The organism is Actinophytocola sp., from assembly GCF_035634895.1.
GTDB lineage: Bacteria > Actinomycetota > Actinomycetes > Mycobacteriales > Pseudonocardiaceae > Actinophytocola.
In genome coordinates this window covers 1-15,810 of sequence record NZ_DASQCC010000114.1, presented here as the reverse complement: position 1 = coordinate 15,810, position 15,810 = coordinate 1, and the positions used below count along the sequence as shown (strand labels likewise).

Sequence of the window (15,810 nt, the reverse complement as noted above, 5' to 3'; positions counted from 1 at the left end):
GTCGCCGCGTGGTGCATTTCTTGGGGTCGATGCCTCGGCGCGGCAGTCCGACCAGTCGATGTGTGATTTCTGTTAAGTGAAGGGCTGGGCATCCCACCCCCAGCACACGCCCACTACGGTAGAAACCGTGATGTCGTACCTGCCCGCCTTGATCCTGGTCGTCGTGGGGCTGTTGGTGCTCGTCGCCGTGTTGGTTCGGGTGTGGCGGCATGTTCGGGGCTTCAACCAAGCCGCCGACGCGCTGCGAACGAATCTTGGCTACGAGACAGGCACCCTTCGGGCGCGGCTTGCCGCGGTCCAGGTGGCGATCAGGGAGACCCGGGCCCGGGCACGGGTGAAGCACGCTCCGGCTGTCGTACCATCGAACAGCCGGGGGAGACAGGAGGAAGACCGTGGGTAACCTGGGTGTGCCCGAGCTGCTGATCATCGCCTTGGTGATCGTCCTGCTCTTCGGAGCCAGGAAGCTTCCGGAGATGGCCCGTTCGATCGGCAAGTCCGCCAAGGCCTTCAAGGAAGAGACCAAGGGGCTGCGCGGCGAGGACAAGGACGAGAAGGCCGCCGACCAGCCGCAGCCTGTCCAACAGCAGCAGCTGCCGCAGGCTCAGCCCGCCACACCGGCCGAACCGCCGGTGCAGCAGGTGCAGACGAACGGTGTCGTGCCGCAGTCTGTCGAGCAGCAGCAGAACAAGAACGCCTAAGTCCGAGAGAACAGGTCTGAACGGTGGCGCGCACGCACCGCCGGGACGACCGCCACGAAAAGAAGAAGCTGCGTAGCCGTCGGCACAACCCCGACGGCACCATGACTCTTCGGGACCACCTGTACGAGCTGCGTCACCGGCTCGGCCTCGCCCTCCTCGGGCTTCTGGTCGGCTGCGTTCTCGGCTTCCTGTGGTTCCAGTGGCGGATCGGCCCGATCCCATCACTCGGTCACCTGCTGACCGGGCCGTACTGTCAACTACCCGCGGGCACGGTTCGCTTCGAGCCGATACCCGGTAAGTGCCAGCTGCTCCAGACTCAGCCGTTCGAGGCCTTCCTCATTCAGTTCAAGGTCGGTCTCGCGGCCGGTGCCGTGCTGACCAGCCCGTTCTGGCTCTTCCAGATCTGGTCGTTCGTGACCCCGGGACTGTACGAGAACGAACGCAAGTTCACCCGCATCTTCGTGGTTCTCGCCTCCGTCCTGTTCGCCTGTGGCGCCGTGCTCGCCTACTTCGTGGTCCCCAAGGGGCTCCAGGTGCTGGTCAGCTTCGGTGGCGACCAGTTCATCTCGGCACTCGCCGCGAACGACTACATCTCGTTCGTCCTGGTCATGTTGATGATCTTCGGTGTCAGCTTCGAGCTGCCGCTGGTGGTCGTCATGCTGAACCGGATCGGGATCCTGCCGTACCGCAACCTCACGAAGTGGCGGCGCGGCATCATCTTCATGCTCTTCGTGTTCGCCGCGATCGCCACGCCGGGCACCGACCCGGTCAGCATGATCGCCCTCGCCGCCGCACTGACTGTCCTCTTCGAGTTCGCCGTGCAGATCGCGCGGATCCACGACCGGAAGAAGGAACGCGAGCGCATCGACGACGGCTGGGGCGACCACCCCGAGGACTACGACTTCTCGGAGCCTTCGGACAAAGTCAACACCGACGATGTGACCTGACCGTGAAAGCGGCAATGGTCGTGCACCCCGCGTCCGGGCTCGGCCGGGCGGGTCGCGTCGCGGGCTCGGTCGCCGAGCGCCTGCGCACCGTCACGAGAGACCTGGTCACCGTCGAGGCCGGCACCGTCGAAGAATCCCAGCGGCTCATGCGGCAGGCCGGCGACCTCGACCTGCTGGTCGTCGTCGGCGGTGACGGGTCGGCCCACCAGGGCGTCCAGTTCTGCGCCGACACGGGCACCGCGCTCGCCATCGTGCCGGCCGGCACCGGCAACGACATCGCCCGCACGTTCGCCGGCACCGCAAAGGACCCGCTCGACGCCACGGACGACCTGGTCAACGCCATCAAGAACGGCGAACAGAGCACCATCGACCTCGGCCGGGTCACCGACGGGCCGTGGTTCGCGGGCGTCCTGTGCGCCGGGTTCGACTCCGCGGTCAACGAGCGGGCGAACCGGATGCGCTGGCCATCGGGCCCCCGCCGATACGACCTGGCGATCCTCGCCGAGCTCGTGCGGCTCAGGCACGGTCGCCTGACGATCGACGACGACAGCGGGCAGGACGAGCTCGACGCCACACAGATCGCCATCGGCAACATCCCGTTCTACGGCGGCGGCATCCCGGTCTGCCCTGCCGCCGACCCCACCGACGGCCTCTTCGACGTCACGCTCATGCGCCGGGCGGGCCGGTTCGACCTGGTCAGGATGCTGCCCGGCCTGCGTACCGGCAACCACGTCAACAACCCGCTGATCACGACGTCGCGGACCAAGCAGATTCGCATCGGCGACGCCAACGGCTGGGTCGCCTACGCCGACGGCGAACGCATCGGCCCCCTTCCAGTCGAGGTGACGTGCGTCCCGAACGCGTTGAAGGTGGTCGGCCGCCCCACCCCACCCCCGGGGCATGTGACAACCTGAACACGTGGCTGCCAGCCCTTCTCCATCGCCCGCCGAGTCCTACGCGGCCTCCCGCCAGCGAGCGAGCTATCCCGAACTGACCGAGTTCACCTCGGTGCTCTCGTTCACGCTCGACCCGTTCCAGCAGCAGGCCTGCGCCGCGCTCGAGGACGGCCACGGTGTGCTCGTGTGCGCGCCGACCGGAGCGGGCAAGACCGTGGTGGGCGAGTTCGCCGTGCATCTCGCGCTGGGCAGCGGGCAGAAGTGCTTCTACACGACACCCATCAAGGCGCTGTCGAACCAGAAGTACGCCGACCTCGTCGAGCGGCACGGGACCGAGCAGGTCGGCCTGCTCACCGGCGACACCTCGATCAACGGCAACGCATCCGTGGTGGTCATGACCACCGAGGTCCTCCGCAACATGCTCTACGCGGGCTCCTCGACGCTCGACGGCCTCGGCTACGTCGTGATGGACGAGGTGCACTACCTGGCCGACCGGTTCCGCGGCGCGGTGTGGGAGGAGGTCATCCTGCACCTGCCCGAGGCGGTCCGCCTGGTCAGCCTGTCCGCCACGGTCAGCAACGCCGAGGAGTTCGGCGACTGGCTGGTCGAGGTCCGCGGCGACACCACCGTCGTCGTCGACGAGATCCGGCCCGTGCCGCTCTGGCAGCACATGCTGGTCAACAACCGGATGCTGGACCTGTTCAACGGCGAGGGCCCCGACGGCGAGCCCCGCATCAACGCCGAGCTGCTCCGGCGCACCGAGAACGAGAACCGGACCCAGGTCACCTGGGGCCCCCGGACCGGCGGACGCGGCCGCCGGTCCGGCGCGCCACGCGGTGGTCCCCGGTTCCGCCCGCCGTCCCGGGTCGACGTGATCACCCGGCTCGACGCGGCGGGGCTGCTGCCGGCCATCGTGTTCGTGTTCAGCCGCATCGGCTGCGACGCGGCGGTCAGCCAGTGCGTCCGCACCGGCCTGCGGCTGAACACCGAGGCCGAGGTCGAGGAGATCCGCCAGGTCATCGACGTCCGCACCAAGGACCTCAACGACGCCGACCTGCGGGTCCTCGGGTTCTGGGAGTGGCGCGAGGCCCTTGAACGCGGGTTCGCGAGCCACCACGCGGGCCTGCTGCCGGCGTTCAAGGAGACCGTCGAGGAGCTGTTCGTCCGCGGCCTGGTGAAGGTGGTGTTCGCGACCGAGACCCTCGCGCTCGGCATCAACATGCCGGCCAGGACGGTCGTACTGGAACGGCTGGTCAAGTACAACGGCGAGGCACACGTCGAGCTGACGCCGGGGGAGTACACCCAGCTCACCGGCCGGGCCGGGCGGCGCGGCATCGACGTCGAGGGGCACGCGGTCGTCATCTGGCAGCCCGGCGTCGACCCCCGGCAGGTCGGCGGCCTCGCATCCACCCGCACCTACCCGCTGCGCTCGTCGTTCCGCCCCGGCTACAACATGGCCGTCAACCTGGTCGAACGGCTCGGCGCCCAGCAGGCACGCGAGATGCTGGAGCAGTCGTTCGCCCAGTTCCAGGCCGACCGCGGGGTCGTCGGGCTGGCGAAGCGGATCGAGCGCAACCGTGAGGCCCTCGACGGCTACAAGGAGTCGATGACCTGCCACCTCGGCGACTTCACCGAGTACGCCGAGCTGCGCGCGAAGCTGGGCGAACGCGAGAAGGCGCTGTCCCGCAAGAACACCGTGGCCCGCCGCGCGGAGGCGGCCCGGTCGCTGGAGGCACTGCGCAAGGGCGACGTCATCGCGGTGCCGTCCGGCCGTCGCGCCGGGCTCGCGATCGTCGTCGACCCGGGGCTCGACCCGTCCGGCGACGCCCGGCCGCTCGTGATCACCGAGGACCGCTGGGCCGGCAGGCTGTCGGTGGCCGACTTCCCGACGCCCGTTGAGGCGCTGGGCCGGGTGAAACTGCCCAAGCAGGTCGACCTGCGCTCGCCGCGGGCGCGCCGGGACCTGGCGTCGACGCTGCGCAACGCGGGCATCGAGGTGCCGAGGAACCGCCGCCGCGGTGGCGGTGGCGCCGATGACGACACCGAGATCGCCGCGTTGCGCCGGGCGCTGCGCAACCACCCGTGCCACGGCTGCAGCGACCGTGAGACACATGCCCGCTGGGCCGAGCGGCACCGCAGGCTTCTCGCGGAGACCCAGCAGCTGGAGCAGAAGGTGGCCGCGCAGACGCACTCGCTGGCGCGCGCGTTCGACCGCATCCGCAGGCTGCTCACCGAGCGTGGCTACCTGTCCGACGACGACACCGTGACCGCCCACGGCAAGCGGCTGACCAGGCTGTACAGCGAGTCGGACCTGCTGGCCGCCGAGTGCCTGCGGCAGGGCATCTGGGACCAGCTGCCGCCGCCGGAGCTGGCCGCGGTCGTGTCGTCGCTGGTGTACGAGGCGCGCCGGGACGGGCCGAGCGAGGCGCGGGTGCCGGTCGGGCTGATCGGCGACGCGCTGGCCGAGACCGCGCGGCTGTGGGCGTCGCTAGAGGCCGACGAGCGGCGGCACAAGCTGGAGCGTACCCGCCAACCGGACGCCGGCTTCGCGTGGACGATCTACCGGTGGGCGCGCGGCGAGTCGCTGGAGCGCGTCATGACCGCCGCGGAGTCGGCCGGCAGCGAGTTCTCCGCCGGCGACTTCGTGCGCTGGTGTCGACAGGTCATCGACCTGTTGGAGCAGCTGCGCGACGTCGTGGGGTCCGACGCGCCGGTCGGCGGGGCGGCGAAGGAGGCCGTGAAGGCGATGCGCCGGGGTGTGGTGGCACTGGGCACGGTCTGATTCCCCTGACTTCCTCGACCAACCGGGGCGGATCCGCGTGCCGGACCACACGGGATCTCCACGTCCCGCTATGGTTTGATCGCGCGCAGGCACGACCTCGAATTGGCGGAGGCGAACAATGACCAGCCCCTACGGGCCGCCCGGTGGGAACGACCCGCAGCAGCAGTGGGGACAGCAGCCCTACGGCGGCGGGCCCGCGCCCGGCACTCCGTCCGGCGGGATGCCCGTGCCGGGTGGGTACCCGCAGCAGCAGCCTGGTCAGCCCCAGCCTCCGCAACAGCAGCAGCCCTACGGCGGGTACGGGCAGCAGCCGCAGCCGACGCAGCAGTACGGCCAGCCGGCGCCGCAGTACGCTCAGCAGCAGTCCCCGTACGGTCAGCAGCCGCCGTCCGGTGAGTTCCAGAGCCCGTACCAGCACCCCTACCAGCAGCAACAGCAGCCCAAGAAGGGTGGGGCCTGGATCTGGATCGTCATGGTGATCGTCGTGCTGGGCGTCGCCGCGTTCCTGGTGCTCGGCCTGGTCACGCCGGGGTTCCTGAACACGAAGGTCTTCGACCAGAGCTCCCTGCAGGGTGACGAGGGCGTCAAGAAGGTCCTGGTCAACGACTACAAGGTCGAGAACATCCAGTCCGTCAGCTGCCCGGCCGACCAGGAGGTCAAGTCGGGCAACAAGTTCTCGTGCAAGGTGAAGGTCGGCGGTGACGACCCGAAGGAGCTGACCGTCCAGATCACCGTCACGAGCGACGACGGCCAGTACCAGGTGGCGCTCCCACAGGAGTCGAAGTAGCCGCTCGCGCCGGCACTGAGCCCGCCATCAGCACAAATAGGTCGCGCCGATGGAGTGGAGTAGGCATCATCGGACGGTGACCCAGACTCTGCTACCCACCGGGCTGACCTTCCGTGCCGTCACCGACGACGAGCTGCGGGGCGCCAACGACATCTTCCGTGCCGCGCTGCACGTCAGGCCCGCGACCGACGAGTTCTGGGCGGTGCTGAAGGACGCCTACCTCGCCGACCGCACGTTCGGTGCGTTCGACGGGGACCGCCAGGTCGGCACCGCCACGTCGTTCCCGTCGAGCCTGACCGTGCCCGGCGGCGCGATGCTGCCGGCGGCCGGGGTCACCTACGTCGGCGTCCGGTCCGACTACCGCCGCCGCGGCGCGCTCACCGGCATGATGCGAGTCCAGCTCGAGGACTGCGCCGCCCGCGGCGAGGTGCTCGCCGTGCTGCACGCCTCCGAGCCGGTGATCTACGGCCGCTTCGGCTACGGGATCGGGACGCTGGCGCGGATCGTCAAGGTGCGGTCGCCGCAGGCGGACGTCCGTCCCGAGGTGGCGGTCACCGGGACGGTCCGACTCCTCGACAAGGACGAGATCGTGCCCAGGCTGCAGGCCGCCTACGCCGCGATCCAGCCGACCCGCGCCGGCCTCATGGGCCGCCCGGCCCAGTACTGGGTCCTCGCCTACGACCGCCGCCTCACCGACGGCTACCTGCTGGTCGCCGCCCACTTCACGCCGTCGGGCGAGGTCGACGGCTGGGTCTCGTACGAGCCGGCGCAGAACACCTCCGACGACCCGCGCGCCGGCGACACGCTGCGCGTGCTCGACTTCCAGTCCGCCCACCAGGGCGTGGCCAACGACCTGTGGCGCTACCTCACCGGCGTGGACCTGGTCGACGAGGTCATCGCCTACCACCGGCCCGCCGACGAGCCCGTCGAGGAGATGCTCGTCAACAACTACGCGGTCCGCAGCGAGCGCGACGACGAGCTGTGGGTGCGGCTCGTCGACGTGCCGACGGCACTCGCCGGCCGCACCTACGGGGCGGCCGAGCCGGTCGTCATCGAGGTCGTGGACTCTTTGCTGCCCAACAACTCCGGCCGCTACCGCATCGGTCCACAGGGGATCGAACGGACCACCGAACCGGCCGCGCTGACGGTGCGCGCCGAGGTGCTCGCCATGCTCTACCTCGGCACGTACCGGGCCAGCGTGCTCGCGAGCATCGGCCGGGTCACCGTCGCCGACCCGGCCGCGCTGGCGGCGGCCGACCAGCTCTTCGCGGTCGACCGCCCGGCCTGGACCGGCACGATGTTCTAGGCCCTGTGTCGGCGGCGTTCCGCCTAAATCCGGCGACATCGACGGCCGTTCCCGCCAGGATGGCCGGTATGGCAGGGGTGGAGGTCGTCGTCGCCCACAGCCAGCGGGCGACGCTGCGTGTCGGTGAGGTGTTCCTGAAGGTCGACGTCGACCCGGCGCACGCCGAGGTCGAGGTGCGGGCGATGGCGATGGCGCCGGTACCGACCCCGGCGGTTCTCTGGTGTGAGCCGCCCGCGCTCGCGATCGCCGCCGTGCCCGGCACGGCGCTCGGCGTCCTCGGCGAACCGTCGACCGCGTCGCCGGCGGCGTGGGCCGCGGCGGGTGCCGAGATACGGCGGCTGCACGACGCGCCGTTGCCGCCGTGGCCGGGGCGCGGGCTCGACGACGTGGCGGCGGAGCTCGATCGTGAGTGCGCGTGGCTGTCCGCCAACGCCGTGCTGCCCGCCGAGGTGATCCGGCGCAACCGCGAGATCGCGCAGGCCGCGCTCCGGCCGTGGACGCCGGCGTTCATCCACGGCGACCTGCAGATCACCCACGTGTTCGTCGACGACGACGAGGTCACCGGCGTCATCGACTGGTCGGAGGCCGCGCCCGGCGACGCCATGTTCGACCTCGCCACCCTGACCCTCGGGCACGAGGAACGCCTGGACGACCTGCTTGCCGGCTACGGCCCTGGCGCGGACCGGGACGTGATCCGCGCCTGGTGGTCACTGCGCAGCCTGGTGGCGTCGCACTGGCTGATCGAACACGGCTTCGACCCGGACGCGCCGGGATGCGAGTTCGACGTGCTCCGGTCCAGGATGCGGGAACCCTAGGCCGCGAACCGGTCCGCACGTTCCTGCCCGGAAAGCTCGGCGATCGCGGCCATCACGTCGTTCGTCACGGCCCGGCGAGTGCGGGCCACGGCCGGGTCGCCGGTGAACCGCAGCGGCTGCCCGAACCTGACCGTGGCTCGGTGCAAACGGGGAATGCGCTTGCCCACGGGCTGGAGGCGCTCGGTCCCGTGTAGCGCCACCGGGACCACCGGCGCACCGGAGGTCAGCGCGAGCCACGCGACGCCGGTCCGCCCCCGGTACAGGCGGCCGTCGAGTGAGCGCGTGCCCTCCGGGTAGATGGCGAACACGTTGCCGCCGGCGAGAACCTCCAAAGCGGTGTCGAGTGCCGCGGTGGCCGCGCGGTGCTGGCCGCGGGCGACCGGCACCGACCCGACCGCGGTGAAGAACCAACGCGTGAGCATCCCTTTCGGGCCACGGCCGGCGAAGTACTCGGCCTTCGCCAGGAACGTGACCCGTCGCGGCGCCGCGAGCCGGATGACGACGCTGTCGATGAACGAAAGATGGTTGCTGGCAAGGATCACCGGGCCGAGCGTGGGCACGTGTTCCCGGCCTTCGGTGCGGATCAAGGGGTTCAGGGACACGTCACGACCTGTCCGGCCCACGAGAGCCCACCGCCGAAGCCGAGCAGCAGAACCGGCGCGCCCGACCGGATCTCCCCGCGTGCCACCAGTTTCGCGAGCGCGATCGGGATCGACGCGGCCGAGGTGTTGCCCGACTCGACGACGTCCTGCGCGACCAGCACGCCGGGGGCGTCGAGCCGCTCGACGATCGCCTCGATGATCCGCAGGTTCGCCTGGTGCGTGACGATCGCGCCGAGCTCCGCCGGTTCGATGCCGGCCCGCTCGCAGGCCTGCCGCGCGATGGGTGCCAGAGTCGTCGTGGCCCAACGGAACACGGTCTGACCGTCCTGCGCGAAGGTCGGGTGCCAGTCACCGAGGATGCGGACCGCGTCGCCAAGGCTCGGGTCGGATCCCCACACCACGGGCCCGACCTGTGGTGTGTCGGACGCGGACAACACCGCGGCACCAGCGCCGTCACCGAGCAGCACGCACGTGGCGCGGTCGGTCCAGTCGGTGATGTCACTCATCTTCTCCGCGCCGACGACCAGCGCGTGCCGGGCCGCGCCCGCGCGGATGGCGTGGTCGGCGGTGGCGAGCGCGGTGGTGAAGCCCGCGCACGCGTTGTTCACGTCGAACGCCGCCGCACCCGGGATCCCGAGCCGCCCGGAGACCTGCGCGGCGGTGCTCGGACAGCGGTCGACGGCGGAGCAGGTCGCGACCTGGACGAGCCCGATGTCCGCCGGATCGACACCGGCGGCCGCGAGGGCCTTCCCTGCGGCGGCCGCGGCGAGGTCGGCGACCGACTCGTCACGGGCGATCCGGCGGGTGGCGATGCCGGTGCGGCGGCGGATCCACTCGTCGCTGGTGTCGACCAGACGCGCGAGGTCGTCGTTGGTGAGGACGTGCTCGGGTTGGTGATGGCCCATCCCGGTGATGCGTGACCCAGTCATCGAGCTCCTTTAGCGACCGAACGTTCGGACGCCAAATGCTACAGTGCTGACTTGTGAGTCCGCGACGGTCAGTTGCCGAGTCCCGGCAGACAAGATCCGACATCCTGGCGAGTGGCGTGCGCCTGGCATCGTCCGAAGGCCTGGAGGGCCTGACGATAGGCCGCCTCGCGACTGTGCTGAACATGAGCAAGTCAGGTGTCTTGGGCCACTTCGGCTCCAAGGAGGACCTACAGTTGGCGGTGGTCGACGCGGCGGCGGACATCTTCACGAAGGAGGTGGCCGACAAGGCGAGGGGAGTGGATCCGGGCCTGCCGAAACTGTTGGCGATGTGCCGGGCCTGGGTGTCTTATTTGGAACGGAGAGTCTTCCCGGGCGGCTGTTTCTTCACCGCGGCGGCATCGGAGTTCGACGACCGCCCGGGCCGAGTCCGCAACGCGGTAGCCGGCCTGACGACGGTGTGGAACCGCGACCTGTACCGCCAGACCCGCACCGCGATGGCAGCGGGCGACCTACCGTCGGACACGGACGCGGACCAGCTGGTCTTCGAGGTCACCGGCGTGGTCCTGGCACTGAACAACGCACTGCAACTACACCGCGACACGACGGCCCCCACCCGCGCCCGCCGCGCACTGAGCCGACTCATCGGCCACCCGATCACCGCGCTGACCCTGCTGCTGTCCCTACGCGTCGCGTGACGGCCGGTTGGCCTCCGGCCCCCGGTGCCCAGCCTCCCACGAGCCACCGACAGTCCGGACTCCATCCGAAAGGGCGCCGACTCCCAGCGACCTACAGGGCGAGGAGCCCGGCACCGGTAGCCCGAAATCCGCAGCGATCGAGGTAGAACGGCCGCAGGTGGTCCTCGAAGTCGACGTGCAGCCACTCGCACCCGTGGTCGCGGGCCTGCTGAGCGGCAACGGCGACCAGCTCACTCCCCACCCCTCGGCGTCGAACGACACCGGCCACCACGGTGTCGAGAACGAACGCATGCGACGAGCCGTCCCAGGCCACGTTGACGAACCCGACGAGCGTGCCGTCCTCCCGAGCACACACCCAACCCAGACTGTGCCGGTTCACCCGCGCCCACCAGTCCTCGGCAGGCGACCCGAACCCCTCGGCATGCAACCGGTTGACCTCGATGTCGTCGAAAGGCCCGCGCCACTGGTAGCTGATCACCGACCAACAGTACGAATCCCTGCCACCCGATTTCGCGACCACGGAATTGTCGGTGCCTCCCGATAGGCTGGATACCGGGGGGCCGGAGGCCACCGTGGTTCGGGCGGTGCCGTGGTTCGGGCGGTGCCGTGGTTCGGGCAGTGGTCGGAACAGCGCTCCGCCTTCGTGATGCCGCTCGCGCGAACGGTCCGTTCGCATCCGGCATCGGTCAGTTTCGTCGGTGGCCGCCGGTAGGCTGGTGATCGGGGCCGGAGACCGGTCCGCGTCCCGTTTTCCTGTGTTCTCGCACGAACAGAGCGTTCGCGCGCCGCTCGACGGTCTGTTGGCGTCCCGCACGAAGTTCTGTTCGCGAACGGTCCGTCGGCCCACAGCGCGAACGGCCTGTTCGTCTACCGCGCCAACGATTCGTGCGGTGTACCTCGCGAATGGTTCGTCGGCGCCGCACGAACGGACAGGGTTCGCGCACCTCGCGAACGATCCGCCGCACCCCGCGACCGACCCGCTGGCGCACCCCACGAACAGTCCGTTCGTGCACGCCGTCGGCCGGTTCTGTCGGTGCGTTGCCGTAGTGTCGAAACCGGGGCCGGAGGCCAACGGGTAGCGTGCGGCTCGTGCCTCGTCTCCTCGTCGCCGCGGTCGCGGTCGTTGTCCTGATGACCGTCGCGGGCTGTGGGCCTGACGAGAGTGGCCCAGACCTCTCCCGGTTCGCCGACGTCAGCCCGGCAGGGCCGCCAGTAGCCGGTCGATAGGCGCCCCCAGGTCCCACTTCTCCTGCAGCTCCCGCACCAGCTCCAGGTCCCTCGGCGACGACGGCACCCGGTCGTCCCGGTCCTGCACCACGTCCGCGTCCAGCGCCACCCGCACCACCAGCGCCGCCGCCTCCACGTACTCCGCCGCGTCCGTCAGCGCGCTCCGCACTCGCAGCGCGACATCACTCGGTGATGCGGCCGCCGCCTCCAACAAACCAGCCAGCGACCCGTACTTCGTGATCAGCTTCGCCGCTGTCTTCTCGCCGATTCCCGCCACTCCGGGCAGGCCGTCCGACGGGTCGCCCCGCAGCAGAGCCATGTCCGCGTACGCCGGCCCAGCGTTCTCCACCGGCAACGCGTACCGCTCGGCCAACTCACGCGGACCCAGCACCTCCGCCTTCGCCCAACCTCGCCCCACGTACACGACGCTCGCGGGTGTCGGCTCCGTGCGGACGACCTGGAACAGGTCCCGGTCGCCCGTCACGACCTCGACGGGGTCCGACTTCTCGCGGTGCGCCAGCGTGCCGATCACGTCGTCCGCCTCGTACCCGGTGGCGGAGGCCACCGCGAAGCCGAACGCGTCCAGCACGTCGAGGATGATCGGCACCTGCGGTGTCAGCGTGTCCGGCACCTCCTCGACGTTGTTCACGGGGTCCGCCACCCGGTGCGCCTTGTACGACGGCAGCGCCTCCACCCGGAACGCGGGTCGCCAGTCCGCGTCCATGCACGCCACCAGCCGACTGGGCCGCCGGTCGGTCAGGATCCGGGCGATCGTGTCCGCGAACCCGCGTACCGCGTTCACGACCGTCCCGTCGGGCGCGGTCAGTGAATCGGGTAGCGCGAAGTACGACCTGAAGTACAGGCTCGCCGAGTCCAGCAACACGAGAGTCACGTGGGTCAGCCTGCCATGCCGACGCCATGCGTCAGAATCAACAGAGTGCGTGTCGCGATGCTCGGCCCCCTGTCCCTCCGGGCCGAAGACGGGTCGCCGGTCGAGGTCACCGGCGCGCGCCTGCGCACGCTCCTGATCCTCCTCGCCCTCGACGCCGGACACGTGGTCACCACCAGCCATCTCGTCGACGGCGTCTGGGGCGACGGTCCACCCGCCGAGGCCGCCAACGCCCTCCAGGCACTCGTCTCCCGGCTGCGCCGCACCGGCCTCACCATCGAGTCCCGGCCCACCGGCTACCGGCTCGTCCTCGATCCCGACGACGTCGACGTCCACCGCTTCGAGCGGCTCGCCAGAAACGGTCGCGGCACGCTCGCCACCGATCCCGCCGCCACCAGCATCACCCTCCGCGACGCCCTCGCGCTCTGGCGCGGCCCCGCGCTCGCCGACGCCGCGACCGCACCTTTTGCCCAGGCGCCGATCGCGCGGCTGACCGAGCTGCGCCTCGCCGCCACCGGCGACCGCATCGAGGCCGAGCTGGCGCACAGTGCAGACCTCGTCCCCGAGCTGGAGTCGCTGGTCACCGAGTACCCGCTGCACGAGCGGTTCGCCGGACTGCTCATGCGTGCCCTGGCCCGCGCCGGCCGCACCGCCGACGCGTTCACCCAATACAGCCGTATCAAGACCGCGCTCGCCGACGAGCTGGGCGCCGACCCGTCCACCGAGCTCGCCGCCCTGCACGTCGACCTCCTGCGGGGCGAGCTGGAGACCCCGCCGAACCGCGCCCGTACGAACCTGCGCAGCAGCCTGACCAGCTTCGTCGGCCGCGACGGCGACCTCGCGCGGGTGACCGGCATGGTCGGCGAGTCCCGCCTGGTCACGCTCACCGGCCCCGGCGGCTCCGGCAAGACCCGGCTCGCCACCGAGGTCGGCCGCATGCTCCTCGACCGCCAGCCCGACGGCGTGTGGCTCGTCGAGCTGGCATCGGTCGGCGACGGCGCCGACGTGCCGCAGGCCGTGCTCACCGCGCTCGGCCTGCGGGCCCAGGCACTCGTGTCCACGACCCGCAACATCGGCGACCCCGTCGAGACACCCGTCGACCGGCTCGCGGCCGCGCTGTCGCACCGCGCCACGCTCCTGCTGCTCGACAACTGCGAGCACCTGGTCGGCGCGGCCGCCGAGCTCGCGGACCGGCTGCTCGGCGACTGTCCCCGCCTGCGCATCCTCGCCACCAGCCGCGAGCCGCTCGGCTTCACCGGCGAGACGCTGTGGCCCGTCGACCCGCTCGCCCTGCCGCCCGCGGACGCCGACCCCTCGACCGCGCTCACCTTCCCAGCCGTCCGGTTGCTGGCCGACCGGGCCCGCGCGGTGCGGCCCGGCCTCACCGTCGACGAGACCACCGCGCCCGCGATGGTGCACGTCTGCCGCGCGCTGGACGGCATGCCACTGGCCATCGAGCTGGCCGCCGCCCGCCTGCGGACGATGTCCCTCGACCAGCTCGCCGCCCGCCTCGACGACCGGTTCCGGCTGCTCACCGGCGGCAGCCGGATGGCGTTGCCCCGGCACCAGACGCTGCGCGCGGTCGTCGACTGGAGCTGGGACCTGCTCGACGCCGACGAGCGGACCGTCCTGCGCCGGCTCGCGGTCTTCGCCGGCGGCGCGACCCTGGAGGCCGTCGAACAGGTCTGTGCCGGGTCGGACCTCGCCGCGGACCGCGTGCTCGACCTGCTCACCTCGCTCGTGGACAAGTCACTCGTATTGATCGTCGGCGACCGGTACCGGCTACTGGAGACGATCAAGGCCTACGGCCGGGAGCGCCTCGCGGAGTCGGGGGAGGCCGACCGGATCCGGGGGACGTTCGTCGACTGGTTCTCCCGGTTCGCCGCCACCGCCGAACCCCACCTGCGCCGCGCGGAACAGGTCGAGTGGCTCGAGTCGTTGCACGCCGACCACGACAACCTGCACGCCGCGGTCCGGGTCGCGATCGCCGACCGGGACGCGGTCGCGGCATGCCGGCTGATCGCGAACGTCGGCTGGTACTGGTGGCTGCACGGGCACAAGATCGAGGGCGCCGAGCTGAGCAGCGAGGTCGTCGAGATGCCGGGCGAGGCGCCGGTGGAGGACCGCGCGCTCGCGCTGACACTCGCGGCGATGCTGGCCGTCGAGGGGCACTACGACCAGCGGCGGGCCATCGGCTGGTTCACCCGTGCCGTCGAGCTCGTCCGGGAGGCAGGGCTGCGCGGCCACCCGATCCTGCGGTTGATCGTGCCGTTGAACGAGGTGCTCCGCAGCTACGGCCGGCCGACCGAGAGCCTGCGGATGTACCTGTCGGACGTCCTGTTCACCGACGACGACCCGTGGGTGCTCGGTACCGCGCGGGTGATGCGGGCGCACGCGTCGCTCAACGCGGGCATGCTGCACGAGGAGGCCGAGGAGGACTTCCGTGTCGGGCTCGCCGCGTTCCGGTCGGCCGGCGAGCGGTGGGGCATGTCGTTCGCGATGTGCTCGCTCGGCGACCTGCTCTCCTGGCGCGGTGACTTCGAGACCGCCGCCGCCCACTACGAGGAGGCGAGCCGGCTGTTCGCCGAGCTGGTCACCAACGAGGACCTCGTGCGGTACCGGGTCAAGCTGGCGGGGTTGTACATCCTGCTCGGGCAGTGGGATCACGCCCAGACCGTGCTGGCCGGCGCCGAGCGCGACGCGGAGCGCAGCGGCATGCCGGACAGCCACATCGCCATCGCCCACGCCCGCGGCGACTTCGCGCGGATCTCGGGGGACCACGCGTCGGCCCGCCGCGAGCTGGCCGACGCCGACGCGGTGGCGAAGTCCATGTACCGCTCCCGCAACCAGACCGTGGCGCCGCAGTTCTGCGCGCTGGTCGAGAGCTCGTGCGGGTACCTGGCCGCCGCGACCGGCGACATGGCGGGGGCACTCACGCGCCACCGCGAGGCTCTGGAGCTGGCGTTGGAGAGCAACGACGCGCCGGTCGTCGCGCAGATCCTGGTCGGCGTCGCCGAGGTGACCCGGCTCCGCGGCGACGCCTACCACGCCGCCATGGTGCTCGGCGCCGGCGAGGCCGTGCGCGGCGCCAAGGACCTCTCGGTGCTCGACTACGCCCGGGTGACGGCCGAGATCCGCGCCGACCTGACCGAGGAGGCGTTCACCGAGGCCTACGCGAAGGGCCTGACGACCACGCTCGACACCCTCCGCCCCGTAACCGACAAGGCCCTAGCCTGA

The 15,810-nt window shown here is 70.9% G+C and carries 14 protein-coding genes; 10 read left to right on the top strand and 4 right to left on the bottom strand.

The genetic code is table 11. The features are described from left to right. Nucleotides 1-130 precede the first annotated feature (130 nt). The 8 genes from VET29_RS16490 to VET29_RS16455 all read left to right on the top strand — a co-directional run bounded on the left by VET29_RS16490 (nucleotide 131) and on the right by VET29_RS16455 (nucleotide 8,231). Nucleotides 131-400, top strand: coding sequence for a bacteriophage holin (locus tag VET29_RS16490; protein WP_324921058.1), 270 nt, complete (start codon nucleotides 131-133; stop codon nucleotides 398-400). After that, nucleotides 393-698 carry a Sec-independent protein translocase subunit TatA gene (gene tatA, locus VET29_RS16485; protein WP_324921053.1) on the top strand — a complete coding sequence of 102 codons (306 nt, stop codon included), beginning with the start codon at nucleotides 393-395 and terminating at the stop codon, nucleotides 696-698. Before VET29_RS16490 ends, tatA begins: the two co-directional genes overlap by 8 nt. Before the next feature lie 23 nt (nucleotides 699-721). Further along, nucleotides 722-1,645 carry a twin-arginine translocase subunit TatC gene (gene tatC / locus VET29_RS16480; protein ID WP_324921051.1) on the top strand — a complete coding sequence of 308 codons (924 nt, stop codon included), beginning with the start codon at nucleotides 722-724 and terminating at the stop codon, nucleotides 1,643-1,645. Next, nucleotides 1,642-2,559: a diacylglycerol kinase family protein gene (locus VET29_RS16475; RefSeq protein WP_324921056.1), complete on the top strand. Its 918-nt coding sequence runs from the start codon at nucleotides 1,642-1,644 to the stop codon at nucleotides 2,557-2,559. The genes tatC and VET29_RS16475 overlap by 4 nt, the downstream gene beginning before the upstream one ends. A gap of 4 nt (nucleotides 2,560-2,563) precedes the next feature. Then, nucleotides 2,564-5,323 (top strand): DEAD/DEAH box helicase, encoded by a 2,760-nt coding sequence (locus VET29_RS16470; RefSeq protein ID WP_324921049.1) that lies wholly within the window; start codon nucleotides 2,564-2,566, stop codon nucleotides 5,321-5,323. Nucleotides 5,324-5,441: 118 nt separating this feature from the next. Beyond that, on the top strand, nucleotides 5,442-6,110 hold the full coding sequence (locus VET29_RS16465) for a DUF4333 domain-containing protein (protein WP_324921047.1): 669 nt from the start codon (nucleotides 5,442-5,444) through the stop codon (nucleotides 6,108-6,110). A 76-nt stretch (nucleotides 6,111-6,186) separates the two neighbouring features. After that, a complete protein-coding gene (locus VET29_RS16460; RefSeq protein WP_324921045.1) occupies nucleotides 6,187-7,416 on the top strand; it encodes a GNAT family N-acetyltransferase in 1,230 nt (409 codons plus the stop codon). Nucleotides 7,417-7,484: 68 nt separating this feature from the next. After that, nucleotides 7,485-8,231 (top strand): phosphotransferase family protein, encoded by a 747-nt coding sequence (locus tag VET29_RS16455; RefSeq protein ID WP_324921043.1) that lies wholly within the window; start codon nucleotides 7,485-7,487, stop codon nucleotides 8,229-8,231. Here VET29_RS16455 and VET29_RS16450 read toward each other — a convergent pair. Further along, a complete protein-coding gene (locus VET29_RS16450) occupies nucleotides 8,228-8,833 on the bottom strand; it encodes a lysophospholipid acyltransferase family protein (protein ID WP_324921041.1) in 606 nt (201 codons plus the stop codon). The genes VET29_RS16455 and VET29_RS16450 overlap by 4 nt on opposite strands. Beyond that, nucleotides 8,824-9,762: a beta-ketoacyl-ACP synthase III gene (locus VET29_RS16445; RefSeq protein WP_324921039.1), complete on the bottom strand. Its 939-nt coding sequence runs from the start codon at nucleotides 9,760-9,762 to the stop codon at nucleotides 8,824-8,826. Before VET29_RS16445 ends, VET29_RS16450 begins: the two co-directional genes overlap by 10 nt. A 53-nt stretch (nucleotides 9,763-9,815) precedes the next feature. On the opposite strand from VET29_RS16445, the gene VET29_RS16440 reads away from it, so the two are divergent. Beyond that, nucleotides 9,816-10,457 carry a TetR/AcrR family transcriptional regulator gene (locus tag VET29_RS16440; RefSeq protein ID WP_324921037.1) on the top strand — a complete coding sequence of 214 codons (642 nt, stop codon included), beginning with the start codon at nucleotides 9,816-9,818 and terminating at the stop codon, nucleotides 10,455-10,457. Between the two features lie 91 nt (nucleotides 10,458-10,548). Here VET29_RS16440 and VET29_RS16435 read toward each other — a convergent pair whose 3' ends face one another. After that, nucleotides 10,549-10,935 (bottom strand): GNAT family N-acetyltransferase, encoded by a 387-nt coding sequence (locus VET29_RS16435; protein WP_324921034.1) that lies wholly within the window; start codon nucleotides 10,933-10,935, stop codon nucleotides 10,549-10,551. 714 nt (nucleotides 10,936-11,649) lie between these two features. Next, nucleotides 11,650-12,576, bottom strand: a complete 927-nt coding sequence (locus VET29_RS16430) for a 5'-3' exonuclease (RefSeq protein WP_324921032.1) — start codon at nucleotides 12,574-12,576, stop codon at nucleotides 11,650-11,652. 45 nt (nucleotides 12,577-12,621) lie between these two features. On the opposite strand from VET29_RS16430, the gene VET29_RS16425 reads away from it, so the two are divergent. Continuing rightward, nucleotides 12,622-15,810: a BTAD domain-containing putative transcriptional regulator gene (locus tag VET29_RS16425; protein WP_324921030.1), complete on the top strand. Its 3,189-nt coding sequence runs from the start codon at nucleotides 12,622-12,624 to the stop codon at nucleotides 15,808-15,810.

Coding starts and splice junctions, on each gene's coding strand:
- VET29_RS16490 (WP_324921058.1), top strand. CDS start 131: ATGTCGTACCTGCCCGCCTTGATCCTGGTCGTCGTGGGGCTGTTGGTG.
- VET29_RS16465 (WP_324921047.1), top strand. CDS start 5,442: ATGACCAGCCCCTACGGGCCGCCCGGTGGGAACGACCCGCAGCAGCAG.
- VET29_RS16455 (WP_324921043.1), top strand. CDS start 7,485: ATGGCAGGGGTGGAGGTCGTCGTCGCCCACAGCCAGCGGGCGACGCTG.
- VET29_RS16445 (WP_324921039.1), bottom strand. CDS start 9,762: ATGACTGGGTCACGCATCACCGGGATGGGCCATCACCAACCCGAGCAC.